This is a genomic window from Tunturiibacter lichenicola (assembly GCF_051013355.1).
Classification (GTDB): Bacteria; Acidobacteriota; Terriglobia; order Terriglobales; family Acidobacteriaceae; genus Edaphobacter; species Edaphobacter lichenicola_F.
Genome location: NZ_CP132944.1, coordinates 1,239,674 through 1,261,677 on the forward strand (window position 1 = coordinate 1,239,674; position 22,004 = coordinate 1,261,677).

A 22,004-nucleotide genomic window follows, 5' to 3' on the forward strand; every position below is an offset into this window, starting at 1 on the left:
GTAGCTTCGCCACGAGAGCAGGTGATTTGTTTACGGTTATGTCCGAAGGGTTCAACGCAAGCCTTGACTTCGGCTAACTAGCCCGGCGGGACCGTTTATTGCGGTAGATCGAATGCTTAGCCCTGGCGCTGCTTGTGCTTGGCGCTGGCGCTGCAGATGACGCGAACGACACCGCGGCGGTGGATAACCTTGCACTTGTCACAGATCTTCTTTACTGAGGCACGAACCTTCATTGTGATTCCCTTCTTTTATGCAACCTAGAGCCGGTGAAACAGAGGACGCGTCTCAGGGAGTGAAGCCCCAGTTGACAGGCGACCTTGAATGCCAGGGCGTGAGCCCTGACTTACCCCAAGTGCAAGTGCGCTTGAGCAACCCATGATGGAGACGGGATGGGCTCCCGTAGCCGTTGTCTACTTATAGCGGTAGACAATGCGGCCGCGGTTGAGGTCGTACGGGCTGAGCTCAATCGCGACGCGGTCGCCGGGGAGGATACGGATGAAGTTTTTGCGCATACGTCCGGAGACGTGTGCAAGGGCCTGGTGCTTGTTTTCAAGCTCGACCTTGAACATCGCATTCGGCAGGGTCTCGACGACCACCGCCATCACTTCAATTGCATCTTCCTTTGACAAACGATCTCCTTTGGAAAGGTGGGAGGCCGTAAGCCTCTTTGTTTCCACAACTTTTCTTTGAATTGAAGCTTTCTGCTTCAACCAGAGTTACCGTGCGACATACTTGCGCACACAGCATCTCTTATATTACCCCAAAATGGGTCCATTTTCCTAGCGAGTCAGCACCTGGGGGCCATCTTTTGTTATGGCGACGGTGTGTTCGAAGTGGGCGCTGTAGCTGCCGTCGATGGTTACGGCAGTCCAGCCGTCCTTGAGAACCTTCACCTCCGGGCCTCCAGCGTTGATCATAGGCTCGATAGCCAGAACCATGCCGGCCTTGAGGCGGGGGCCTTTGCCAGCCGCTCCGAAGTTGGGAACCTGGGGGTCTTCATGCATGGCACGGCCGATTCCATGGCCGACAAACTCGCGGACGACGCCGAAGCCTTCGGCCTCGCAGAGCTCTTGGACGGCAGAGGAGATGTCTCCGAGCCGGCCACCCACTTGGCACTGTTGGATGGCCTTTTCCAGAGAGGCTTTGGTGACTTCGAGGAGCCTTGTCGTCTCGGGGCTAACCTTGCCTATGGGGTAGGTAACGGCCGCGTCGGAGTAGTAGCCGTCGATGATGACGCCGCAGTCGATCGAGAGGATGTCGCCTTCGACGAGGATGCGCTTGGCGTTGGGCATGCCGTGGACGACCTCGTTGTTGACCGAGGTGCAGAGGGCCGCCGGGAAGCCGTGATAGCCCTTGAAGGCGGCGATGGCGCCCAGCTCCGCGATCTTCTTAACGGCGATCTCTTCAAGATCCATCGTCGAGGCTCCCGGGACCACGTGAGGCGCGATTGCGTCGTGGACTTGGCGGAGGGCCCTGCCGGAGATCCGCATCTTCTCGATCTCCTGCTGCGTTTTGATCATGATAGCCATATGTTTTAGGTTACTGACCCGAGCCTTGACGAAGACGCTTCAAGGCAGACTTGATCTCGGCGGTGACCTGCTCGACGGCGTGATCGCCATCAATCTCTTCAAAGCGGCCCTGCTTGCGGTAGTGCTCAACTACGGGAGCGGTCTGGCCTTCGAAGGTCTTCATGCGTTCAGTAAAGACGGCCTCGGAGTCGTCGGGACGTTGGACGAGAGAGGAACCGTCTACATCACAGATGCCCGCAACCTTTGGAGGATTCGAGTAGACGTTGTAGATGCGACCTGCGGGGGAGATGCGGCGACCAGTGATGCGGTGCAGGAGTTGTTCGTAGTCGACGACGATGCTGATGGCAACTACAGGCAGGGTGCCAGGGGCTGCCGAAAGCTGCTCGTCGAGCCAGGTAGCCTGATTAAGGGTTCGGGGGAAGCCGTCAAGAATGAAGCCGTGATGCGTGTCGGGCTGCCGGAGGCGGTCGGCGACCATCTGGTTGACGAGGTCGTCGGAGACGAGGGTTCCTTGATCGACCAAGGTCTTGGCTACTTTGCCGAGGGCGGTCCCACTGGAGATATTGGCGCGGAGGATGTCCCCGGTGGAGATCTGCGGGATGCCATATTCGGCCATCAACGCCTTGGCCTGGGTTCCTTTGCCTACGCCTGGCGCGCCTAAAAGGAGGACAGGCCCGGGCAGAAAGTTCTTGTCTGCCGGGGCCGTCTCGGGTTCAGATGCAGTGCTTGTCGTCAACGGGCTAACTTCCTACCAGCTCTTGCGGCCACGGATGCGGCCACTCTTGGGAGTGAAGCCGTCGTAGTGGCGCATGATGAGCTGCGATTCGATCTGCTGGACCGTGTCCATGGCCACGCCGACGACGATGAGCAGCGAGGTGCCACCGAAGTAGAAGTTGACGCCGAGGCCGTTGGTCATCCAGGTCGGCAGTCGATCGAAGATCGAGCCGATGAGCCAGAGATGGTTGAAGTGGATTCCGCTGATGAGCAGCTGCGGAATGATGGTGATGATGATGAGATAGAGTGCGCCGACGAGGGTGATGCGGGTCAGCACATCGTTGATGAAGTCGGCGGTACGCTTACCGGGACGAATGCCGGGGATGAAGCCGCCGTACTTGCGCATGTTGTCGGCGATGTCGTCGGGGCGGAAGACGATAGAGATGTAGAAGTAGGCGAAGAAGATGATCGCTACCATCTGGAGAAGCTCGTACCAGGGCTCGCCGGGGGCCAGAGCGCGCAGGATCGGGCCGAAGAAGGAGGAGTCCTGCAGGGAGTAGCCGAAGATGTGTGCGCCGGAGAAGAGCAGAGGCGCCGACAGGATCGAGCTGGCGAAGATAACCGGCATTACGCCGCCGGAGTTGACCTTCAGAGGGAGGTGGGTGGACTGACCGCCCATCATCTTGCGGCCGACGATGCGCTTTGCGTATTGGACGGGGATACGGCGCTCAGAGCGCTCTACGAAGACGATGAAAGCTACGACTGCGATCATGCCTACGACAAGTAGTGCGACTGCGATAGGGGTGAGTGCTCCCCAGGCGTTGTCGCGCACTTTCTCGTAGAGATCTTCGATTCCCTTGGGCAGACCAACGACGATACCGGCGAAGATGAGCAAGCTCATACCGTTGCCGATGCCGCGCTCGGTGATCTGTTCGCCGAGCCACATGATGAAGGCTGTACCTGAGGTGAGGGTGATGACGCAGAGCGGGATGAAGGCGGCGCGCGAGATGGTGACCATCGTCTGGCCGGTGCTGGTGTTCGTCAGCGTGAGTGCAATGGCGAAGGACTGCACTATACCGAGGAGGACTGTGACGTAGCGAGTCCACTGGGTGATCTTGCGACGGCCGAGCTCACCTTCCTTCTGGAGCTTCGCAAGCGGCTCATAGATGACGGTGAGCAGCTGGAAGATGATTGACGCCGTAATGTACGGCATGATGCCGAGGGCGAAGACGGTAAGCTTGCGGAGGTTCCCGCCTGAGAAGAGGTCGACCAGGCCGAGGGCTGAGCCAGAGTTCTGATTGAAGAACTGAGCGAGCATGTCGGCGTTGATGCCGGGGGTGGGGATGTGCGAGCCGAGGCGGTATACGGCCAACATGCCAAGCGTGAAGAGGACACGCTTGCGGAGGTCGGGGATTTTGAAGATGTTTGCGATTTTCTCGAACATCGGGTACTGGAACCTCGGGGGTAAACGCTGGTGAGTCTGGTGAAACGGCAATGCGAGGGCGCGCGCCCTCGCCTGCCAATCATTCTAAATGCTGCTTAGCCGATGAGGATGGCCTTGCCGCCAGCCTTTTCGATCGCTTCTTGAGCAGTCTTGGAGAACTTGTGTGCGTGAACGGTCACGGCAGTCTTGATCTCTCCGTTATTCAACACTTTGATCAAAGCACCCTTCTTGCGGAGGAGGCCAAGCGCGATGATCTTATCGAGGGTGAACTCGGTGACGTTCTCGGCGGCGACGATCTCGGCCACGCGGTCGAGGCCAAGGACCTGGTACTCAACGCGGAAGATGTTGGTGAAACCACGCTTGGGCAGACGGCGGTGAAGGGGCATCTGGCCGCCTTCGAAGCCGCGCATGAGGGATGAACCCGAGCGGGAGCCCTGACCCTTGTGTCCACGGGTGGAGGTCTTACCCATGCCCGACCCCATACCACGGCCGACACGCTTCTTGTTTTCATTCGCCTTCTTGGGGGGGCGCAGATTGGAGAGATTACGGATTGCCATTGTTTCCTCGCTTAACGCCGGTGAAGCAGCTTGTGCTCTTCACCGACTCGCCTATGATTTTGGGCCCTGACGGGCTTGATGCGGTAATGCCGGATCGTGCTTATTCGACGACGCGGACGAGATGGGGAACCTTTGCGACCATGCCACGGATGGATGGGGTGTCTTCGCGCTCGACGATCTGGTTGAGACGGGTGAAGCCGAGGCCCTTGATGACGAGCTTGTGCTTGACCGGGGTGCAGATCTTGGAACGGAAGTACTGCAGCTTAATTTTGGCGATTGCGTTGGTGTCTGCCATGAGAGAGCTCCTGTGGATCTTGTTGGAACGGGGTTGAGCTTAGAGCTCTTCCACTGCCTTGCCGCGCAGGGCGGCGACTTCGGCCTTGTTGCGAAGCTGGATAAGAGCGTCGAACGTAGCCTTGATGACGTTGTGGGGGTTCGCCGAGCCGAGGCTTTTGGTCAGCACGTTCTGCACACCGGCGGCGGTCATGACGGCGCGAACTGTCTTGCCGGCGATGACGCCGGTACCTTCAGGGGCGGGCTTGAGCATGACCTGGCCTGCGCCGAAGTGGCCGAGGACCTGGTGAGGAATCGTGCTCTCTGTCAGGTTGACCTTGTGCAGATTCTTCTTGGCGGATTCGATCCCCTTGCGGATGGCCTGCGGAACTTCCTTGGCCTTGCCGGAGCCGTAGCCGACCACGCCTTCCGCTGGGTCGCCGATAACGACGAGAGCGGCGAAGGACATGTTCTTACCGCCCTTGACGACCTTGGTGACGCGGTTGATCGAAACGACCTCGTCCTTGAGGTTGAGGCGGTTCGCATCGATTTTTTTCTTCATTGCCATAATGTCTTATCCAGCTTTCTGGCTGCCAATAAGGCGCCTTGGGAACCTTAGAAATCGAGACCCGCTTCACGGGCTGCATCGGCGAGGGCCTTCACGCGGCCGTGATACAGATAGCCGCCACGATCGAACACAATCTTCTTGATGCCCTTTTCCTTTGCGCGCTCGGCGATCAGCTTGCCGACTTCAGCAGCAGCAGCGATGTTGCCACCGTACTTCTTCTCTTCGGTCTTCTTGCCCATGGAAGAGGCAGAGGCGATGGTGACTCCGTTGAGATCGTCGATGAGCTGCGTGTAGATGTGGTTGAGCGAGCGATAGACGTTGAGGCGCGGGCGCTCGGCGGTACCGGACATCTTCTCGCGAATGCGGGTGTGAACGCGTTGACGGATCACATTGCGCTGACGTGGATTGATCATGATTGACTTTCCTTCCTAATAGCGTACCCAGAGTGCTGAGGACGTTCGGTTATAAAACTTTGTTTGGTGGAGAGTGGCTGGCTTAACGCTACCAACCACTCCGCACAGAATTATTTCGCTCCGGTTTTGCCGACCTTCTTCTTCAGTACTTCGCCGGTGTAGCGGACGCCCTTGTTCTTGTAGGGGTCTGGCTTGCGGAGAGAGCGCATGTCAGCGGCAACTTGGCCTACCTTCTGCCGGTCGATGCCGGAGACGGTGAGGTGAGTCTGCTTGGGGTCGATCTCGACAGAGATGCCGGTGGGCAGCGGAAACTCGATGGGATGAGAGTAGCCCAGGGTAAAGACCACCATGTTCTTACCCTTTAACTCAGCGCGGTATCCGATACCGACGATGTCGATCTCCTTGTTCCAGCCGGTGGTGACGCCGGTGACCGCGTTGAAGACCAGCGCGCGCGCGAGTCCGTGAAACGCAGCCTGCTTGTCGGTCTGACGCTCGGTGACCAGGTGGCCATCCTTCTGGGCGAGGGTGATGCCGCCAGGCAGCATCGCAGTAACTTTGCCCTTGGGTCCTTCGACCAGAACGGTATTGCCGTTCTCACTGACCGTGTACTTGACGCCAGCGGGTAGAGCGATCGGCTTCTTACCAATACGTGACATAACAAATCCCTTTAGTGGCTTGCGAGTCCCGATAGCACTTCATGCTGATCGTTCCACTGCAGCCGATGAAACTTTTCCGCCTCGTCATCGCAAGATGGCGAGAGCTTACTCCGAACTACCAGACTTCGCAGAGGATCTCGCCGCCAACGCCTTCGCGACGCGCCTGGCGACCAGTCATGACACCCTTGGGAGTCGTCATGATGGAGATGCCAAGACCACCCTGAACGCGACGGATCTCATCGCGGCCAAGGTACACACGGCAGCCGGGACGCGATACGCGCTGAAGGTCGCGGATAACAGCCTCGTTGTTCGGTCCGTACTTCAAGTAAACGCGGAGAACCTTCATGCCATTCTCTTCGGTCGGCTTGTAGTTCGCGATGTAGCCTTCTTCTTTGAGGATGCGGGCAATCTCGGCCTTGAGCTTGGATGCAGGGACGTCGAGCTTCTGGTGACGCGCACGGATAGAGTTACGGATGCGGGTCAAAAAGTCTGCTACTGGATCGGTGAGGTTCATTCATTCTCCTTCATCCCCCGTTCGCTCACGAGTGTCTCTCGCGAGAACCTGCGGGGATGTCTGTTTCGGGTGATACGTCCAGACTTCTGCACCATAAGCTCACGCCCTGATGAGGTCTCTGGAGTAAGTGTGCGACTTGAGCCGCACACGAATTTCTTTATTCTACCAGCTCGACTTAACAACGCCCGGAATTTCTCCTTTGAGGGCGAGCGAACGGAAGCAGAGACGGCATACGCCAAACTTCCGCAGGAAGGCACGGGGACGACCGCAGAGCTGGCAGCGGTTGTGCTGGCGAGACTTGAACTTCGGTTTCCTTGCGTCTTTGACGCGCTTTGCTGTAGTTGCCATGTGTTTTGCTCTCTATCTTTAGTGCAAATCTGTTCGAGGCCCGTGGGCCTGGCTTCGTAGACTAAGCTCCTACGCGGAAGGGCATACCAAAGCTCTTCAGCAGGGCGCGGGCACCGTTGTCATCCTTCGCCGTCGTGACGATGGTGACGTTCATACCCTTGAGTTTGTCGACCTTGGCGTAGTCGATCTCAGCGAAGATCAACTGATCGCGGAGGCCAAGGGTGTAGTTGCCACGGCCATCGAAGCTCTTCGAGGAGACGCCGCGGAAGTCGCGGACGCGGGGAAGAGCAATCGAGATGAGGCGGTCAAGAAACTCGTACATCGTATCGCCGCGCAGAGTGACCATCGCACCGATCGGCATTCCCTCGCGCACCTTGAAGGCGGCGATGGACTTCTTAGCCTTGGTGGTCACAGGCTTCTGGCCGGCGATGGCGGCGAGATCGGCCACCAGGGGATCCATGATCTTGACGTTCTGGGTGGCTTCGCCGAGGCCCATGTTGATGACGATCTTCTCGAGCTTGGGAATCGCCATGGCGTTGGTGATGTTGAGCTCTTTGCCCAGCGCCTGTTTGATCTCGCTCTCGTACTTCTGCTTTAGACGTGCTGCCATGATTTTCTTCGCTTTCTCCACGGTTGCCGGATTGGTTTTTAGACCGTGTACCGATGCGTGGGGTGAACCGTTGCTACAGGATTTGAACTGCTACTGCTAATACGACCTTTGCTTAATCTTCTTTACTTCTTCTTCTCAGCGATCGTTGCGCCACTCGTCTTTGAGAAGCGTACCTTGGTGTCGCCTTCGAAGCGTGATCCGACGCGGGTCTTCTTGCCATCGCCATCGAGCAACATCACGTTCGAGATGTGGATGGTGGACTCCTGCTCCGCGATGCCTCCCTTGATGTTCCGCTGGGGATTCGGCTTTACGTGCTTCTTCACCATCATGACGCCCTCAACGAGGACGCGATTCTTTTCAGCGATGACGCGAAGGACACGGCCCTGCTTGCCCTTGTCTTTGCCAGCGATTACTTCGACCTTGTCATTACGCTTGATCTTGATGCCTGCCATAGCTCTCTCTTTTCTCGACAATCCTGAAACCACGGAGCCGGACTCCGGCTAGTACGTTGTTGCACCGCGCGAACGCGCAGCGTAAGACTAGATGACCTCGGGTGCGAGCGAGACGATCTTGAGGAACTTCTTATCGCGAAGCTCGCGGGCGACGGGGCCAAAGACGCGCGTGCCGACCGGCTCATTGGCGTCGTTGATGACCACAGCGGCGTTCTGGTCGAAGCGGATATAGGTGCCATCGCGCCGACGATACTCTTTGCGCGTACGGACGATCACGGCCTTGACGACCTTCCCCTTTTTGACGGTGCCATCGGGAGAGGCTTCCTTGACAGCTGCGGTGACGACGTCGCCGAGGCCGGCCTTCTTGCCGAGACCGCCACCTAAGGGCAGGATCACCTGCAACTTGCGCGCGCCGGAGTTGTCGGCTACGTCAAGCATTGTTCTCATTTGTACTGACATCGTTCTTCTCCTGGCTATCTACTGCGTGATACGGCCGGGGATAAGCCCCAGGCTTCAACTTGTGGCCTAAACTACTTGGCTTCGGCAGCGACTGAAGCTGCGGACTTCTCTTCGGCGAGCGCGAGTGAGGAGCGGCGAACGATCTCCTCGAGCGACCAGCGCTTGAGCTTGGACAAAGGACGGGCTTCGCGGATGCGAACGACATCGCCGACGCGGGCGGAGTTCTGCTCGTCGTGCGCGTAGAACTTCTTGTTCGACTTCATGACGCGCTTGTACTTGGGATGCGCCTTGCGCATCTCGATCTCGACGACGATGGTCTTCTGCATCTTGGTCGAGACGACCAGACCCACCTTCTCATTGCGACGCGAGGTCTGAGCTTCGGGGGTTGCTGCTGTGTTGGTTGTATCTGCCATGATTAGTCCTTCTTCGCTTTCTTGCGGGCGGTGCGAGTGCTCTTGGCCGGCGCAACATTGGCGACGACGGGGTTGGCGGCCTTCTCGGCGGCCAGAGTGCGCTGCCGTTCCACGGTCTTAATGCGGGCGATATCCAGCTTGAGCGTCCGCAGCTTCTTAATGCCCTCGTTATTGCCCAGGCTCTTCTGGAAGCGGATGCGGAAGAGCTGCTCGGCGGCCTTCACCTGCTCGCTCTTGAGCTCGTCATCACTGAGATTACTGATCTTTTCGAATTCCATTGTCTTTTCCTTAACTACTGAAAGCTACTGGCCCGGTCTTATTTGGTAACAACCGTCGCCTTGACATCGTGGCGCTGAACGAAGCTGGTCTTGAGCGGAAGCTTGTGAGCCGCGAGACGCATGGCCTCTTTGGCAAGCTCCGGAGTGACGCCTTCCATCTCGAACAGGATGCGACCCGGACGAACAACGCAGACCCAATGATCTGGCGCGCCCTTACCTTTACCCATACGGGTTTCGGCAGGCTTCTTGGTGATCGGCTTGTCCGGGAACAGACGGAGCCAGACCTTGCCACCACGCTTGATGAAACGCGTCATCGCAATACGGCTGGCTTCGATCTGGCGGTCGGTGATGTAACCGCACTCCATGACCTTCAGGCCGAAGTCACCGAACGAAAGATCGGAGCCACGCCACGCCTTACCCTTCATCCGGCCGCGCTGCTGCTTGCGAAACTTGACCTTCTTTGGCATCAACATAAGAAAACCCTCTTCACTCTTTCAGGGATACGTTCAACACGCTCCCCGGAAACTCCGGCCAGGCCGGTGAAAACTTTAGCTTGCGAATGCGCCAGTCGTAACGCCCTGGTCGCGACGCTTCTTCTGCTCGTAGATGTCGCCGCGATAGACCCAGGTCTTGACGCCGATGATGCCGTAGGTGGTGTGAGCCTCGGCGAAACCGTAGTCGATGTCTGCGCGCAGCGTGTGCAGCGGCAGACGGCCCTGGAGGTACCACTCGGAGCGAGCGATCTCGTTTCCGTTCAGACGACCGGAGACGCGGACCTTGATTCCCTTGCAACCGAAGCGCAAGGCAGAGTCAACCGACTTGCGCATGGCACGACGGAAGCTGACGCGCTTCTCGAGCTGCAGCGCGATGTTCTCGGCAACGAGCTGAGCATCAAGCTCCGGCTTGTTGACCTCGAGAATGTCGATGAAGACCTCGCGGCTGGTGCGCTTCTGAATGTCAGCCTTGAGCTTGTCGATCTCCGCGCCCTTGCGGCCGATGATGATGCCCGGACGCGCGGTGCGAATGATCAAACGCAGCTTGTTGCCTGGGCGTTCGACTTCGACCGAACTAACACCAGCTGCCTTCAGCTTCTCGCGCAGCTCAGCCTTGAGCTTGACGTCTTCGACCAGTAGCTTGTCATAGCCGCGCTCTACGAACCAGCGTGACTTCCACGGCTTGTTGATGCCGAGGCGCAACCCATACGGATGGACTTTCTGTCCCATAGCTTCCCTTTACTCCGTGCCCTCTCCGGTTGAGCCGGTGGGCGGTAGTGCAAAACTTTAAGTTTACAAGAAACTGCTTACTTCGCGGCCTTTTTCGCTGCGGGTTTCTTGGCGGCTGGCTTCTTGGCTGCGGGTTTTGCCGCGGTCTTGGTGGCTGCCTTCTTGGTGGTCTTCTTCGCAGCCGGTGCCGGGGTGGTCTCGGAAGCTGCCCTAACTGCAGCGGCCGACTTCTTCTCAGCGACGGTGACGATGATGTGTGCGAGCCTGCGCTGGTAGCGGAAGGCGCGGCCCATTGGAGCGGGGCGGATACGCTTCATACGCGGACCTTCGTTCGCAACCGCAGTGCGGACGTAGAGGTTATCGACATCGACATCGAGCCCCTGCTCCTGTGAGACGTAGGTTGCGTTCTGAATCGCTGAACGCAGAACCTTCTCAACCACGGGCGCCATGCGCTTGGTGCTGAAGTGAACGGTGTTGAGCGCCTGCTCGACGCGCAGTCCCTTGATCAGATCCAGGACAAGCTTCGCCTTCTGCGGGCTGGTGCGCTGAAACTTAGCTTCTGCGCGGAACTCTTTGATTTTTTCTGCTGCCTTAGCCATAATCTTCGTCCTTCAAAACTTCTGCTTCGCTGCCCGTTATCCGTTGCGCGGGCTCGCGGTCTTACCTAACTGCAAACGGTCGGCCCAGATTTATTTGGGCTTCGCGGAGGTCTCAGCGGCGCGCGCGGAGTGGCCCTTGAAGGTGCGGGTGGCCGAAAACTCTCCGAGCTTGTGGCCCACCATGTTCTCCGTCACGTACACCGGGATGAACTTGCGGCCGTTGTGTACGGCAATGGTGTGACCGACGAAGTCCGGGTGAATTGTGGACCGGCGCGACCAAGTGCGCAGTACCTTCTTGTCGTTGACTTGGTTCATCCCCTCAATCTTCTTCATGAGGTGATCGTCGATGAAAGGACCTTTTTTTGTTGAACGTGACATTTTGCTAAGCTCCGACTTTCCTGTTGCGATACTCGATACGACGAATCTCTTGCTTGCGAGACTTGGTGTTGCCCTTTGCTGCGGAACCAAAAACTAAAAGAAATAGATTTGCTGAAAAAGCTTTAGTTTTACTTCGTACGACGCTTCACGATGAACACATCGGTCCGCTTATTGTTGCGGGTCTTGTATCCACGGGTAGGCTGACCCCAAGGCGTTACAGGGTGACGACCGCCCGAAGTCTTACCCTCACCACCACCGTGCGGGTGATCGACAGGGTTCATCGAAACACCACGGTTCGAGGGGCGAATACCCTTCCAACGGTTGCGTCCAGCCTTACCGACCGTGACATTCTCATGGTCGGTGTTGCCCACCTGACCGATGGTCGCCATGCACTCAACCAAAACCTTGCGGGTCTCGCCGGAGGGCAGCTTGAGAAGAGCGTAGTCGCCTTCCTTCGCGATCAGTTGAACCTGCGCACCAGCCGAACGGGCCATCTGCGCGCCTTTGCCTGGACGAAGCTCAATGTTGTGCACCGTCGTACCAGCCGGAATATTCTTCAGCGGCAGAGCATTGCCAACAAGAATATCGGCATCCGGGCCGCTCATGATCGACTGACCAACGGTGAGACCGATGGGCTGAATAATGTAGCGCTTCTCGCCGTCCGCGTAGTGGATCAGCGCGATGCGGGAGCTGCGGTTTGGATCGTACTCGACCGTCGCGACGGTGCCGGGAATACCGTACTTGTCGCGCTTGAAGTCGATGAGGCGCAGCTTCTGCTTGTGACCGCCGCCGTGGTGACGCATGGTGAGACCGCCGTTGTTGTTGCGGCCACCGGTGCGCTGCTTAACTCCGAGCAATGGCTTATGGGGCTTGTCCGTTGTGATGTCATCGTTGACAAGCTTCGTCGCGAAGCGGAGTGATGGGGTAATCGGTCGAAATGATTTGATCGGCATCGTCTTTATTCCCTTGCCCGCGCTGCTAATCGCTTAGCAGCGCTTCGGTCCTGAATTCTATTGCTGCAAACGATCTTGCTTAGAGGCTACTGAGGTATTCGGGCATCTTCTCGCCGTCTTTGAGACGGACGTACGCTTTCTTCCAATCGGGGCGGAAGCCTGCGAACTTGCCGCGGCGGCGCTCCTTGCCCTCAACGGTCGCGGTGCGAACACCAGTAACTTTGACCTTGAAGAGGGTTTCAACAGCTTGCTTAACTTCGGTCTTGGTGGCCTTCAGGGCGACTTCAAACACCAGGGTGTTCTGCGTCTCCTTCACGGTCATGCCCTTCTCGGTAATGAGGGGGCGGCGAATGACGGTATAGAGGGTTGGCATTACGCAACCTCCTTCTGCGCGGCGACTTTGCTGCGCTTCGATACAAACTTCTTGAGAGTCTCCTGAAGAGCCTCGATGGCGTCCTTAGAGAAGACAGCATGCTCGTAACGGAGCAGGTCGTAAGGGTGAACCTCAGAGCTGAGAACCAGTTCAACACCCTGCAGATTACGCGAGCCAAGGTAGAGCTTCTCGTCGAGCTTGCGGCTGCTCTCAACCAAGAGAGTCGTCTTACCGGCCTCAAGCTTGTTCAGCGCGGTGCGGAAGAGCTTGGTCTTTGCTTCAGGAACCTCAAACGAGTCAACGACCGTGAACTTGCCGTCGTTAATCTTTGCGGAGATCGCGGAACGAAGCGCGCCCATCAACTTCTTCTGCGGGAAGGCATACTCATAGCTGCGTGGCTTCGGTCCATGGACCGTACCACCGCCACGCCAAAGCGGAGTGCGGATAGAGCCGACGCGGGCGCGACCGGTCCCCTTTTGCTTCCAAAGCTTCTTGCCAGCGCCCGAGACCTGATTGCGGTTCTTTGTGGCGGCGGTTCCCTGACGGAGGGCGGCACGATAGTGCTTGACGGCCTCCCAGAGCAGTCCGTCGTTGATCTCTGCTGAGAAGACCTCGTCGACGAGTTCGAACTCTCCGACTTTCGCTCCAGCGAGATTTACTACGTTGATGTTTGCCATCGTTCTTCTCTCTTTATGCCCGCCATCGATGTGACGAGCCATAACTTTGTTTGCGGCTTCATGCTGCAAGCCTTCGTGATCGACTAGTTACTTCTTCTTGGACGGTGCAGCTTTCTTGGAAGCCTTCAGGGCGTCCTTCGTTGCGGCACCGGCAAAACCACGGCGCTCTCGCGGCGGAGCCTTAGCCTTGGAGATCAACACGAAACCGTCACGCGGACCAGGGACTGCACCTTCTACCAGAAGAAGATTGTCCTCGAGATCGATACCGCGAATACGGAGATTGCGAACCGTGATCTGTGCGTGGCCCATGTGACCCGGCATACGCTGACCAGGGAACACACGAGACGGGAACGACGAAGCTCCAATCGAACCCTGCACCTGGAACATGTGACCGTGCGATTTGGGACCGCCGCCGAATCCATGGCGACGGATAACACCAGCGAAACCGCGTCCCTTGGAGGTTCCAATCACGTCAACAAACCGCTCGTCGTTGAAGATGTCGACCAGAATACGGTCGCCCGCCTTGGCCGTTACCTTCTCTTCGCCTTCAGCGGTCTTCACTGCTTCGAGACCGACTTCGCGGATCACCTTGACCGGAGGAACATCCGACTTGGCGAAGTGACCGGTCATCGCCTTGTTGACTTTGGAGGCCTTGACAAAGTCAACGTAGCCGATCTGCGCGGCTTCGTAACCATCCTTCGCAAGCGTCTTCAGCTGAGTGATCACGCAAGGACCAGCCTTCAGTACGGTCACGGGGTGAATATCACCGCGCTCGTCGAAGATCTGCGTCATGCCGACTTTTTTTCCGAGAATCCCTACTACTGACATTGGATCTTCCTTTCCTCATCATGCTGGCTGAATGCTCAGCACTGCCGGGCTAATACTTCATTGCTACTTCTGAACCGTCTTGATCTCTACGTCTACACCGGCCGGCAAGTCGAGCTTCATGAGCGCATCGACGGTTTGCTGGGTCGGCTCGAGGATATCGATGAGCCGCTTGTGGGTGCGAATCTCGAAGGCCTCGCGCGATTTCTTATCGACGTGGGGCGAGCGCAGAACGCAGTACTTGTTCTTCATGGTTGGCAGCGGAATGGGTCCCGCAACCTGGGCTCCGGTACGCTTGGCCGTCTCGACGATCTCGCCGGTCGACGTGTCGAGCACACGGTAGTCATACGCCTTCAAACGAATTCTGATTCTCTGTCCAGCCATGGTGTGTCTCTTTCATGCTTCAAAGATCGTTTGGAGTAGCTGCCGGTGATGAACTTCTGCACCTGCCAGCAGCCCTCGTTATTCTTGAACAGCTAAACTAAATAACTTTCCAGTAAAACACGTCCTTACTTGATGATCTCGCTGATGGTTCCTGCTCCGACGGTGCGTCCGCCTTCGCGGATAGCGAAGCGGAGACCCTTCTCCATCGCGACTGGCGTGTGCAGCGTGATCTCAAGCTGGATGTTGTCGCCGGGCATACACATCTCGGTGCCTGCAGGAAGCTTTGCCGATCCGGTCACGTCCGTCGTGCGGAAGTAGAACTGGGGGCGGTAGCCGTTGAAGAACGGAGTGTGACGTCCCCCTTCTTCCTTGCTCAGGACATAGACCTCGCCCTTGAACTCGGTGTGCGGCTTGATCGAACCAGGCTTGGATAGAACCATCCCACGCTGAACCGCTTCCTTCGCAATGCCGCGCAGAAGAAGACCAGCGTTGTCGCCCGCCAGACCCTCGTCCAGTTGCTTCTTGAACATCTCGACGCCGGTGCAGACCGTTGCCTGGGTGTCGCCAAAACCGACGATCTCACAGGCTTCGCCAACCTTCACCTTGCCGCGCTCGATACGGCCAGTGACCACAGTTCCACGGCCGGAGATCGAGAAGATGTCTTCGATCGGCATCAGGAACGGCAGGTCCACCGCACGCTCAGGCTGCGGAATGTACTTGTCCACCGCTGCCATCAGCTCGTCGATCTTGGCCTCCCACTGGGCTTCGCCATTCAGCGCGCCCAGCGCAGAGCCGCGGATGATCGGAGTATCGTCGCCAGGGTAGTCGTACTTCGACAACAGCTCGCGAACCTCCATCTCGACCAGTTCGATCAGCTCTTCGTCCTCGACCGCATCGCACTTGTTCAGGAACACCACGATGAACGGCACGCCAACCTGACGGGCGAGCAGAACGTGCTCCTTGGTCTGGGGCATCGGGCCGTCGGTCGCTGCAACCACCAGGATCGCGCCGTCCATCTGCGCGGCTCCGGTGATCATGTTCTTGATGTAGTCCGCGTGGCCGGGACAATCGACGTGTGCGTAGTGGCGGTTCGGCGTCTCGTACTCCACGTGCGAGGTCGAAATCGTGATACCGCGCTCGCGCTCCTCGGGTGCGTTGTCGATCGTGTCGAACGAACGGAACGTGTTCTTCGGGTTGTGCTTGGACAACACCTTCGTGATCGCCGCCGTCAGCGTCGTCTTGCCATGATCGATGTGCCCGATCGTCCCGATGTTTACGTGCGGCTTTGACCGGTCAAACTTTTCCTTGCCCATGACTCTCTCCGTGTTTCCTGTCTCTCGTTGACTTCTAAATTCCTGCGAAGACTAAAGATCTCGCGATTACTTTGCGTTTGCTTCCTTGCCCTGCACCTTGGCAATGATCTCTTCTGAGACCGAGCGAGGCGCTTCTTCGTACTGCTTGAACTGCATCGAGTAGTTAGCGCGACCCTGCGTGGACGACCGCATGTGGGTGGCATAACCAAACATCGTGCTTAGTGGAACGGTAGCTTTGATCGCCTGCGTGCCACCGACCATCTCCATACCTTCGATACGTCCACGGCGGCTGTTGAGGTCGCCGATGATCGTTCCCATGTACTCTTCGGGAACGGTAACTTCGACCGACATCACAGGCTCGAGAAGAACCGGCTTTGCCTTGCGGGCCGCTTCCTTGAAGGCCATCGAACCGGCAATTTTGAATGCCATTTCATTCGAGTCGACATCGTGATAGCTGCCGTCGTACAACGAGACCTTGACATCCACCATCTCGTAGCCCGCCAGGATGCCGCGCTGCATCGCGTCCTGAATTCCCTGATCGATCGGCTTCACGTACTCCTTGGGAATTGCGCCGCCCTTGGTATCGTTGGTGAACTCATAGCCTTTACCCGGCTCGTTTGGCGAGATGCGAATCTTGCAATGACCGTAGTTACCCGAACCGCCGGTCTGACGGATGTACTTTCCTTCAGCATCAGAGTTCGCGCGAATGGTCTCGCGATAGTTCACCTGCGGCTTACCAACGTTGGCTTCGACCTTGTACTCACGCATCATGCGGTCGACGATAATCTCAAGGTGCAGCTCGCCCATTCCAGCGATGATCGTCTGGCCCGAATCGATATCCGTGCGGACGCGGAACGTGGGATCTTCCTGCGCCAGCTTGGCAAGAGCCATACCCATCTTCTCTTGGTCAGCCTTGGTCTTCGGTTCCACAGCAACTTCAATAACAGGCGCCGGGAAGTCGATCGACTCGAGCACCACAGGGTGCTTGTCCGTGGTGATCGTGTCACCGGTAACAAGATTCTTCAAGCCAACCGCAGCGCAGATATCGCCCGCGAGTATCTCGGTGATCTCTTCACGCTTGTTGGCGTGCATCTTCAGCAGACGGCCGATACGCTCCGTCTTGCCGGTACGCGGATTCAACACCGAGTCACCAGTCTTCAACTGACCAGAGTAGACGCGAATGAAAATCAACTGACCAACGAAGGGGTCAGTCATGATCTTGAATCCGAGTGCCGAGAACGGCTCATTATCATCAGCCCTGCGGATAACCTCTTCTTCCATGTTGTCGGGGTTGTGGCCGACCATGGGAGGAATATCGAGTGGGCTAGGCAGGTAATCGACCACTGCATCGAGCAGCGTCTGAACACCCTTGTTCTTGAAGGACGAGCCGCAGAGCACCGGAAAGATGTTCATCGCGATGGTCGCCTTACGGATCCCAGCCTTGAGTTGAGCCTCGTTGGGCTCCTGACCTTCAAGGTAGAGATGCATGATCTCGTCGTCGGAGTCAGAGACAGCCTCGATCAGATACGCACGGGCAGCTTTGGCCTTGTCGAGCAAGTCGGCAGGAATCTCTTCCACCGAGTACTCAGCGCCCATGGTCTCGTCGTGCCAGTAGATCGCCTTCATGGTAACGAGATCGACGACGCCAAGAAACTTGGCCTCGGCACCAATCTGGATATTGATAGGCACTGCGCGCGCGCCCAGACGATCAACAATCGTCGAGGTCGCGTAAACAGCATCCGCACCAGCCTTGTCCATCTTATTAATGAAGCAGATCCGGGGAACCTTGTACTTGTCAGCCTGACGCCAGACAGTCTCAGACTGTGGCTGCACACCAGCGACCGCGTCGAAGCAGGCAACCGCACCATCCAGCACGCGAAGCGAACGCTCCACCTCGGCCGTGAAGTCCACGTGGCCAGGGGTGTCAATGATGTTGATGCGGATGTTTTTCCAGGTGCAGGTCGTCGCGGCGGAGGTAATCGTAATTCCGCGCTCCTGCTCCTGCTCCATCCAGTCCATGGTCGCAGTCCCCTCGTGCACTTCGCCGATACGGTGCGTGATACCCGTATAGAAGAGAATGCGCTCGGTCGTCGTCGTCTTGCCGGCGTCGATGTGCGCCATGATTCCGATGTTCCGGCAACGATTCAGAGGTGTAGTGCGTGCCACGGTCTATCTCTCATCTGCGAGCATGGGCTCGCGGTAAAAACTGCGTTGAACTAAACTTAGTGACGCTGATGAAAACTAATTACCAGCGGTAGTGCGCGAAGGCTTTATTGGCCTCGGCCATACGGTGAACGTCTTCCTTCTTCTTCATCGCGGCGCCACGGCCATTGGCAGCATCTAGCAACTCAGCGGTCAACTTCTCCACCATGCCCTTCTCACCACGGGCGCGACCATAAGTTACAAGCCAGCGAATGGCGAGCGACGTACGGCGCTCCGGCAAAACTTCAATCGGCACCTGGTAGTTCGCACCACCAACACGGCGACTCTTGACCTCGAGAAGCGGCTTGCAGTTCTCGATCGCCTTCTTGAACAGCTTGAGAGCTTCGTCGCCACCCTTCTGCTCGAGGTTAGTCATGGCTGTGTAGAAGATGCCTTGCGCGGTCGACTTCTTGCCGCCCCACATCATCGAGTTGACAAACTTCGTAACCAGGGTGGAGTTGTAGACCGGGTCTGCAGCAACTTCCCGCTTCGCGATATAGCCTTTTCTTGGCATTACTCTCTTCTCGTCTTCCTTCAGGACCGTCGACTTCTCAAGGCCTGAACCTATAATTCAGCGGCGAACCGCGGTTGAGTTTGAAACAAAAATCTACTTAGCTGCTGCCTTCGGACGCTTCGCGCCGTATTTGGAGCGGCTCTGCTTGCGGTTGGCAACGCCGACCGAATCAAGCGTGCCGCGTACAACGTGGTACCGAACTCCTGGCAGATCCTTCACGCGGCCGCCGCGAATAAGCACAATCGAGTGCTCCTGTAGGTTATGGCCGATACCCGGAATGTAGGTCGTGACTTCGATCCCGTTGGTGAGGCGAACACGCGCAACCTTGCGGAGAGCCGAGTTCGGCTTCTTGGGGGTCTGCGTGTAAACGCGAGTGCAGACGCCACGACGCTGGGGCGAACCCTGAAGCGCGGGGCTGGCGGTCTTATAACGAGTGGGCGTGCGGCCCTGCTTGACGAGCTGATGGAACGTAGGCACTAGAACTCCTTGTTAATGCGCGTAAAACATTACAACCAAACTTATGTGAGACGCGCAGGCAGGATTAAAGCTTCGCATTCTTGCGGTACATGCCCCGTACACGCAAAAAAGTGAGAACGCTGAAGCGTCTCTAACGAAGATCTTCCCTGCTGCGTCTGTAAACCAGTACAACAAGCCAGACGTAAACAGTCGACGGTGGCCGAGCGCCTTTCCTCTATCTTCGAAGGATGGGCCGACTCCGTTTCGCTGTCCCGGCCCGCATAGCCCATCCAGGGTGGAGGGTGTCGCAGGCACGATTGCGATAGGCCGCAGACAAACGACATTCGGATCTAAGAATTACTGATCGGGAATGTCCTGCGGTGAATCTCTTATATCCAGTATAGCGCAATCATCCTCAACCCGTCTTGCGACGGGAAGCGAACTTCAGATCGCGTGGGTTTTTCTCCACCCACCCGTGCGTCAGGCTTCCCCGACAACACGATCCGGATACTCGCGGAACCTTTTTACAATATCAATATGAGGGCAAAACGTCAAATTTTTCGGCGATTCATGCCGTGAAACTGCAGAGTGCACTATCTAAAATGCAGCTAACGCCGAGCCAGGGAAAAGGCGCGTCCTCTTCATGCTAGGCTTTTCGCATGGCTTTGGCAGATCTCCGCAAGTGTTCGCTCTCCTTTGGTTTCATCGCCTTCACCGCTCTATCGACTTTTGGAGCTGCCACTACAGCTCTTGCTGAAGCTGACACAACCACTTCGATACCCAAAGACCCTCGAATTGGTTCATTGATAGAGACACTCGGCCAGACTAAGACTCCGACAGCCGTAGCTATCTCACCCGACGGAACTACGGTTGCATGGTCAGTTCGAACACATGAGGGAACGCGGATTCATCTCTCTGACGTGGCAAATCCAGCTCCCTCAACTGACAAGACTGTGGGCCCGACATTAGGAGCTACAGACTGCAGCAGCTTGGATCCAAAGTGGTCGCCGAACGGGGACTCACTCGCATTTGTGTCCGACTGCGCAACAAAAACAGATCAATCAGGCCAGGATCAGGTGTTTGTCTGGTCAAAAACGACAGGTGAGTCGAAGCAACTGACACACGTCGTCGGTGGAATCGACTCTTTAGCGTGGTCGCGTGATGGAAAGTCAATCGGCTTCCTCTTTGTCGAAAACGCTACGCGCAGCGCGGGAGCTCTTGCAGCAATGAAGCCATGGTCCGGCGTCATCGGCGAAGATGGTGTAGAGATTCAGCGAGTGGGTGTCGTGCAGGTCGAAACGGGAGCCTTCGCGCAGGTAACACCGGCATCACTGCACGTGTATGAATTTAGCTGGTCACCCGATTCGAAGAGCTTGGCCTTTGTCGCGGCCAATCCGCCCGGCGAAAACAACTGGTGGGTCGCCCAGCTCTACACGGAAGAGCTGGGCAGTACAGCGCCGAAGTCGATCCTTGACACCACAAAGATCACCGGAGCGCTACATGGATTGCAGATCGCCGTCCCTCGCTGGTCACCCAACGGCAAACAGATCGCGTTCATTGGCGGGCTGATGAGCGATCAGGGCGCAACCGGCGGCGATCTCTATCTGATACCGGCAACAGGCGGCGAGCCGAAGGACGTGACCACAGGCCGCGCCGGATCGGTGGTCTTTCTTGGTTGGGCTGGCCCCGAGGTTATCGCGATCGCCGAACAGGTTGGCGGCAGCAGCCACCTTGCGGCGATCGACCTCGCATCGGGCATCGATATCCCACAGGCCAGTGTCACCTTCCCCGAGACCATCGGGGCAGGTGACCTGGAGATGAGCGTGTCTATCTCGCACGAACGAACCATTGCGTTGATCCGAAGTTCTTTCGAAAAGGCACCGGAGGTGTGGGCTGGTCCTATTCACGACTTGAAGCAGGTCACGCATCTGAACGACGGTCTGAAGCCTGCGTGGGGAAAGACAGAGGATGTCGAATGGACCAACGACGGGTTCAAGGTGCAGGGCTGGCTGCTCTATCCGGCGAACTACGATCCAGCGAAGAGTTACCCTCTTCTGGTAAGCGTGCATGGAGGTCCATCAAGCGCCGTAACACCTCGCTGGCCCGGCGTCGGCTATGGAGGCGTACCGTTTTCTGCGCTGGGGTACTTCGTGTTTATGCCGAATCCACGGGGCAGTTACGGACAAGGAGAGAAGTTCACACAGGCCAATATCAAGGACTTTGGATATGGCGACCTTAGGGACATTCTTGCCGGAATGGACGTGATCGAGAAGCGATTACCCATCGATAAGAATCGTGAAGGCCTAACAGGCTGGAGTTATGGCGGCTTCATGACGATGTTCGGCGTGACGCAGACAACTAGGTTCAAAGCCGCAGTCGCAGGCGCAGGTATCAGCGACTGGAAGAGCTACTATGGGGAAAACTCGATCGATCAGTGGATGGTGCCGTTCTTCGGTAAGACCGTCTATGACGATGCAGGTATCTACGCGAAGAGCTCAGCGATCGAATACATCAAGAATGTCAAGACACCGACACTGGTGGTAGTCGGCGATCGTGATGGCGAGTGCCCTGCTCCGCAAAGTTTTGAGTTTTGGCATGCGCTACGCGCCGAGGGAGTGAAGACACAGCTAGTGGTATACCCGAACGAGGGACACGGCTTCCGTGATCCGGCTCATCGAAGGGATGTTCTGGAGCGGGCCTTGAACTGGTTTGAGACGGAGATGCCCGCGAAGTAAGCGCGGGCCTTCGAACGTTTCCCTTTGACAGAGAGTGTCGGCAGGGATCAAACATTAGATGATGCGAAATCCCTGGTGAGATCGTCCAACGAAGAGACGGATGATTTGCTTCCGGTGTTCGCAGCTTTTACACTATGGGTTCAG

The 22,004-nt window shown here is 57.2% G+C and carries 31 protein-coding genes; 1 reads left to right on the top strand and 30 read right to left on the bottom strand.

The genetic code is table 11. The features are described 5' to 3' along the window. Window positions 1-116 precede the first annotated feature (116 nt). From rpmJ to rpsL, 30 genes are all read right to left on the bottom strand, one after another. Complete coding sequence (gene rpmJ, locus RBB82_RS05355; protein ID WP_123489275.1) at window positions 117-233, bottom strand: 50S ribosomal protein L36; 117 nt, start codon at window positions 231-233, stop codon at window positions 117-119. Window positions 234-410: 177 nt separating this feature from the next. Then, window positions 411-629 (bottom strand): translation initiation factor IF-1, encoded by a 219-nt coding sequence (gene infA, locus RBB82_RS05360; protein WP_013581270.1) that lies wholly within the window; start codon window positions 627-629, stop codon window positions 411-413. Window positions 630-779: 150 nt separating this feature from the next. Beyond that, window positions 780-1,529, bottom strand: a complete 750-nt coding sequence (gene map / locus RBB82_RS05365; protein ID WP_433974087.1) for a type I methionyl aminopeptidase — start codon at window positions 1,527-1,529, stop codon at window positions 780-782. 10 nt (window positions 1,530-1,539) lie between these two features. Next, window positions 1,540-2,265 (bottom strand): adenylate kinase, encoded by a 726-nt coding sequence (locus tag RBB82_RS05370; RefSeq protein WP_433974088.1) that lies wholly within the window; start codon window positions 2,263-2,265, stop codon window positions 1,540-1,542. 12 nt (window positions 2,266-2,277) lie between these two features. Beyond that, window positions 2,278-3,687 carry a preprotein translocase subunit SecY gene (gene secY, locus RBB82_RS05375; protein WP_433974089.1) on the bottom strand — a complete coding sequence of 470 codons (1,410 nt, stop codon included), beginning with the start codon at window positions 3,685-3,687 and terminating at the stop codon, window positions 2,278-2,280. Between the two features lie 95 nt (window positions 3,688-3,782). Next, complete coding sequence (gene rplO, locus RBB82_RS05380; protein ID WP_433974090.1) at window positions 3,783-4,244, bottom strand: 50S ribosomal protein L15; 462 nt, start codon at window positions 4,242-4,244, stop codon at window positions 3,783-3,785. 100 nt (window positions 4,245-4,344) lie between these two features. Beyond that, entirely contained in the window at window positions 4,345-4,539 is a 195-nt protein-coding gene (gene rpmD / locus RBB82_RS05385) for a 50S ribosomal protein L30 (RefSeq protein ID WP_433974091.1), read from the bottom strand. Between the two features lie 39 nt (window positions 4,540-4,578). Further along, complete coding sequence (gene rpsE / locus RBB82_RS05390) at window positions 4,579-5,085, bottom strand: 30S ribosomal protein S5 (RefSeq protein ID WP_218884479.1); 507 nt, start codon at window positions 5,083-5,085, stop codon at window positions 4,579-4,581. Between the two features lie 47 nt (window positions 5,086-5,132). Next, a complete protein-coding gene (gene rplR / locus RBB82_RS05395) occupies window positions 5,133-5,498 on the bottom strand; it encodes a 50S ribosomal protein L18 (RefSeq protein ID WP_179636966.1) in 366 nt (121 codons plus the stop codon). Between the two features lie 110 nt (window positions 5,499-5,608). Next, entirely contained in the window at window positions 5,609-6,154 is a 546-nt protein-coding gene (rplF, locus tag RBB82_RS05400; RefSeq protein ID WP_433974092.1) for a 50S ribosomal protein L6, read from the bottom strand. Between the two features lie 115 nt (window positions 6,155-6,269). Next, window positions 6,270-6,668 (bottom strand): 30S ribosomal protein S8, encoded by a 399-nt coding sequence (gene rpsH / locus RBB82_RS05405; protein ID WP_183975624.1) that lies wholly within the window; start codon window positions 6,666-6,668, stop codon window positions 6,270-6,272. Window positions 6,669-6,830: 162 nt separating this feature from the next. Then, on the bottom strand, window positions 6,831-7,016 hold the full coding sequence (locus RBB82_RS05410; protein ID WP_020715220.1) for a type Z 30S ribosomal protein S14: 186 nt from the start codon (window positions 7,014-7,016) through the stop codon (window positions 6,831-6,833). Window positions 7,017-7,077: 61 nt separating this feature from the next. Continuing rightward, complete coding sequence (rplE, locus tag RBB82_RS05415; RefSeq protein ID WP_183792932.1) at window positions 7,078-7,626, bottom strand: 50S ribosomal protein L5; 549 nt, start codon at window positions 7,624-7,626, stop codon at window positions 7,078-7,080. Between the two features lie 122 nt (window positions 7,627-7,748). Next, window positions 7,749-8,078, bottom strand: coding sequence for a 50S ribosomal protein L24 (rplX, locus tag RBB82_RS05420; RefSeq protein WP_433974093.1), 330 nt, complete (start codon window positions 8,076-8,078; stop codon window positions 7,749-7,751). Window positions 8,079-8,165: 87 nt separating this feature from the next. Beyond that, entirely contained in the window at window positions 8,166-8,537 is a 372-nt protein-coding gene (rplN, locus tag RBB82_RS05425; RefSeq protein WP_433974094.1) for a 50S ribosomal protein L14, read from the bottom strand. A 71-nt stretch (window positions 8,538-8,608) separates the two neighbouring features. Then, window positions 8,609-8,950 (bottom strand): 30S ribosomal protein S17, encoded by a 342-nt coding sequence (gene rpsQ / locus RBB82_RS05430; RefSeq protein ID WP_433974095.1) that lies wholly within the window; start codon window positions 8,948-8,950, stop codon window positions 8,609-8,611. 2 nt (window positions 8,951-8,952) lie between these two features. Then, a complete protein-coding gene (gene rpmC, locus RBB82_RS05435) occupies window positions 8,953-9,228 on the bottom strand; it encodes a 50S ribosomal protein L29 (protein WP_353072308.1) in 276 nt (91 codons plus the stop codon). Window positions 9,229-9,266: 38 nt separating this feature from the next. Further along, entirely contained in the window at window positions 9,267-9,701 is a 435-nt protein-coding gene (gene rplP / locus RBB82_RS05440) for a 50S ribosomal protein L16 (RefSeq protein WP_183768693.1), read from the bottom strand. A gap of 75 nt (window positions 9,702-9,776) precedes the next feature. After that, entirely contained in the window at window positions 9,777-10,451 is a 675-nt protein-coding gene (rpsC, locus tag RBB82_RS05445; protein WP_158943402.1) for a 30S ribosomal protein S3, read from the bottom strand. A 77-nt stretch (window positions 10,452-10,528) separates the two neighbouring features. Continuing rightward, window positions 10,529-11,050, bottom strand: a complete 522-nt coding sequence (gene rplV / locus RBB82_RS05450) for a 50S ribosomal protein L22 (protein WP_433974096.1) — start codon at window positions 11,048-11,050, stop codon at window positions 10,529-10,531. 90 nt (window positions 11,051-11,140) lie between these two features. Beyond that, on the bottom strand, window positions 11,141-11,428 hold the full coding sequence (gene rpsS / locus RBB82_RS05455; protein WP_433974097.1) for a 30S ribosomal protein S19: 288 nt from the start codon (window positions 11,426-11,428) through the stop codon (window positions 11,141-11,143). 128 nt (window positions 11,429-11,556) lie between these two features. After that, window positions 11,557-12,381, bottom strand: a complete 825-nt coding sequence (gene rplB, locus RBB82_RS05460) for a 50S ribosomal protein L2 (protein WP_433974098.1) — start codon at window positions 12,379-12,381, stop codon at window positions 11,557-11,559. 79 nt (window positions 12,382-12,460) lie between these two features. Further along, window positions 12,461-12,754: a 50S ribosomal protein L23 gene (locus RBB82_RS05465; RefSeq protein ID WP_433974099.1), complete on the bottom strand. Its 294-nt coding sequence runs from the start codon at window positions 12,752-12,754 to the stop codon at window positions 12,461-12,463. Further along, the gene (gene rplD, locus RBB82_RS05470; RefSeq protein WP_433974100.1) at window positions 12,754-13,431 is read right to left on the bottom strand and encodes a 50S ribosomal protein L4; all 678 of its coding nucleotides are present in this window, start codon (window positions 13,429-13,431) and stop codon (window positions 12,754-12,756) included. Before rplD ends, RBB82_RS05465 begins: the two co-directional genes overlap by 1 nt. 87 nt (window positions 13,432-13,518) lie before the next feature. Beyond that, window positions 13,519-14,259 (bottom strand): 50S ribosomal protein L3, encoded by a 741-nt coding sequence (rplC, locus tag RBB82_RS05475; protein WP_433974101.1) that lies wholly within the window; start codon window positions 14,257-14,259, stop codon window positions 13,519-13,521. A gap of 63 nt (window positions 14,260-14,322) precedes the next feature. After that, window positions 14,323-14,640 (bottom strand): 30S ribosomal protein S10, encoded by a 318-nt coding sequence (rpsJ, locus tag RBB82_RS05480; RefSeq protein WP_013581294.1) that lies wholly within the window; start codon window positions 14,638-14,640, stop codon window positions 14,323-14,325. 125 nt (window positions 14,641-14,765) lie between these two features. Then, window positions 14,766-15,953: an elongation factor Tu gene (gene tuf / locus RBB82_RS05485; protein WP_433974102.1), complete on the bottom strand. Its 1,188-nt coding sequence runs from the start codon at window positions 15,951-15,953 to the stop codon at window positions 14,766-14,768. A 66-nt stretch (window positions 15,954-16,019) separates the two neighbouring features. Continuing rightward, on the bottom strand, window positions 16,020-18,119 hold the full coding sequence (fusA, locus tag RBB82_RS05490; protein WP_433974103.1) for an elongation factor G: 2,100 nt from the start codon (window positions 18,117-18,119) through the stop codon (window positions 16,020-16,022). A gap of 79 nt (window positions 18,120-18,198) precedes the next feature. Beyond that, complete coding sequence (gene rpsG / locus RBB82_RS05495) at window positions 18,199-18,669, bottom strand: 30S ribosomal protein S7 (protein ID WP_158943903.1); 471 nt, start codon at window positions 18,667-18,669, stop codon at window positions 18,199-18,201. A 93-nt stretch (window positions 18,670-18,762) separates the two neighbouring features. Next, entirely contained in the window at window positions 18,763-19,146 is a 384-nt protein-coding gene (gene rpsL, locus RBB82_RS05500) for a 30S ribosomal protein S12 (protein ID WP_014263802.1), read from the bottom strand. Window positions 19,147-19,784: 638 nt separating this feature from the next. Between rpsL and RBB82_RS05505 the strand changes: the two genes are divergently transcribed. Beyond that, window positions 19,785-21,860, top strand: coding sequence for a prolyl oligopeptidase family serine peptidase (locus RBB82_RS05505; RefSeq protein ID WP_433974104.1), 2,076 nt, complete (start codon window positions 19,785-19,787; stop codon window positions 21,858-21,860). Window positions 21,861-22,004 lie beyond the last annotated feature (144 nt).

Bases quoted from the DNA above. Each gene is read 5' to 3' on its own strand.
- rpmJ (WP_123489275.1), bottom strand. From the start codon at position 233: ATGAAGGTTCGTGCCTCAGTAAAGAAGATCTGTGACAAGTGCAAGGTT.
- map (WP_433974087.1), bottom strand. From the start codon at position 1,529: ATGGCTATCATGATCAAAACGCAGCAGGAGATCGAGAAGATGCGGATC.
- secY (WP_433974089.1), bottom strand. From the start codon at position 3,687: ATGTTCGAGAAAATCGCAAACATCTTCAAAATCCCCGACCTCCGCAAG.
- rplO (WP_433974090.1), bottom strand. From the start codon at position 4,244: ATGGCAATCCGTAATCTCTCCAATCTGCGCCCCCCCAAGAAGGCGAAT.
- rpmD (WP_433974091.1), bottom strand. From the start codon at position 4,539: ATGGCAGACACCAACGCAATCGCCAAAATTAAGCTGCAGTACTTCCGT.
- rpsE (WP_218884479.1), bottom strand. From the start codon at position 5,085: ATGGCAATGAAGAAAAAAATCGATGCGAACCGCCTCAACCTCAAGGAC.
- rplR (WP_179636966.1), bottom strand. From the start codon at position 5,498: ATGATCAATCCACGTCAGCGCAATGTGATCCGTCAACGCGTTCACACC.
- rplF (WP_433974092.1), bottom strand. From the start codon at position 6,154: ATGTCACGTATTGGTAAGAAGCCGATCGCTCTACCCGCTGGCGTCAAG.
- rpsH (WP_183975624.1), bottom strand. From the start codon at position 6,668: ATGAACCTCACCGATCCAGTAGCAGACTTTTTGACCCGCATCCGTAAC.
- RBB82_RS05410 (WP_020715220.1), bottom strand. From the start codon at position 7,016: ATGGCAACTACAGCAAAGCGCGTCAAAGACGCAAGGAAACCGAAGTTC.
- rplE (WP_183792932.1), bottom strand. From the start codon at position 7,626: ATGGCAGCACGTCTAAAGCAGAAGTACGAGAGCGAGATCAAACAGGCG.
- rplX (WP_433974093.1), bottom strand. From the start codon at position 8,078: ATGGCAGGCATCAAGATCAAGCGTAATGACAAGGTCGAAGTAATCGCT.
- rplN (WP_433974094.1), bottom strand. From the start codon at position 8,537: ATGTCAGTACAAATGAGAACAATGCTTGACGTAGCCGACAACTCCGGC.
- rpsQ (WP_433974095.1), bottom strand. From the start codon at position 8,950: ATGGCAGATACAACCAACACAGCAGCAACCCCCGAAGCTCAGACCTCG.
- rpmC (WP_353072308.1), bottom strand. From the start codon at position 9,228: ATGGAATTCGAAAAGATCAGTAATCTCAGTGATGACGAGCTCAAGAGC.
- rplP (WP_183768693.1), bottom strand. From the start codon at position 9,701: ATGTTGATGCCAAAGAAGGTCAAGTTTCGCAAGCAGCAGCGCGGCCGG.
- rpsC (WP_158943402.1), bottom strand. From the start codon at position 10,451: ATGGGACAGAAAGTCCATCCGTATGGGTTGCGCCTCGGCATCAACAAG.
- rplV (WP_433974096.1), bottom strand. From the start codon at position 11,050: ATGGCTAAGGCAGCAGAAAAAATCAAAGAGTTCCGCGCAGAAGCTAAG.
- rpsS (WP_433974097.1), bottom strand. From the start codon at position 11,428: ATGTCACGTTCAACAAAAAAAGGTCCTTTCATCGACGATCACCTCATG.
- rplB (WP_433974098.1), bottom strand. From the start codon at position 12,381: ATGCCGATCAAATCATTTCGACCGATTACCCCATCACTCCGCTTCGCG.
- RBB82_RS05465 (WP_433974099.1), bottom strand. From the start codon at position 12,754: ATGCCAACCCTCTATACCGTCATTCGCCGCCCCCTCATTACCGAGAAG.
- rplD (WP_433974100.1), bottom strand. From the start codon at position 13,431: ATGGCAAACATCAACGTAGTAAATCTCGCTGGAGCGAAAGTCGGAGAG.
- rplC (WP_433974101.1), bottom strand. From the start codon at position 14,259: ATGTCAGTAGTAGGGATTCTCGGAAAAAAAGTCGGCATGACGCAGATC.
- rpsJ (WP_013581294.1), bottom strand. From the start codon at position 14,640: ATGGCTGGACAGAGAATCAGAATTCGTTTGAAGGCGTATGACTACCGT.
- tuf (WP_433974102.1), bottom strand. From the start codon at position 15,953: ATGGGCAAGGAAAAGTTTGACCGGTCAAAGCCGCACGTAAACATCGGG.
- rpsG (WP_158943903.1), bottom strand. From the start codon at position 18,669: ATGCCAAGAAAAGGCTATATCGCGAAGCGGGAAGTTGCTGCAGACCCG.
- RBB82_RS05505 (WP_433974104.1), top strand. From the start codon at position 19,785: ATGGCTTTGGCAGATCTCCGCAAGTGTTCGCTCTCCTTTGGTTTCATC.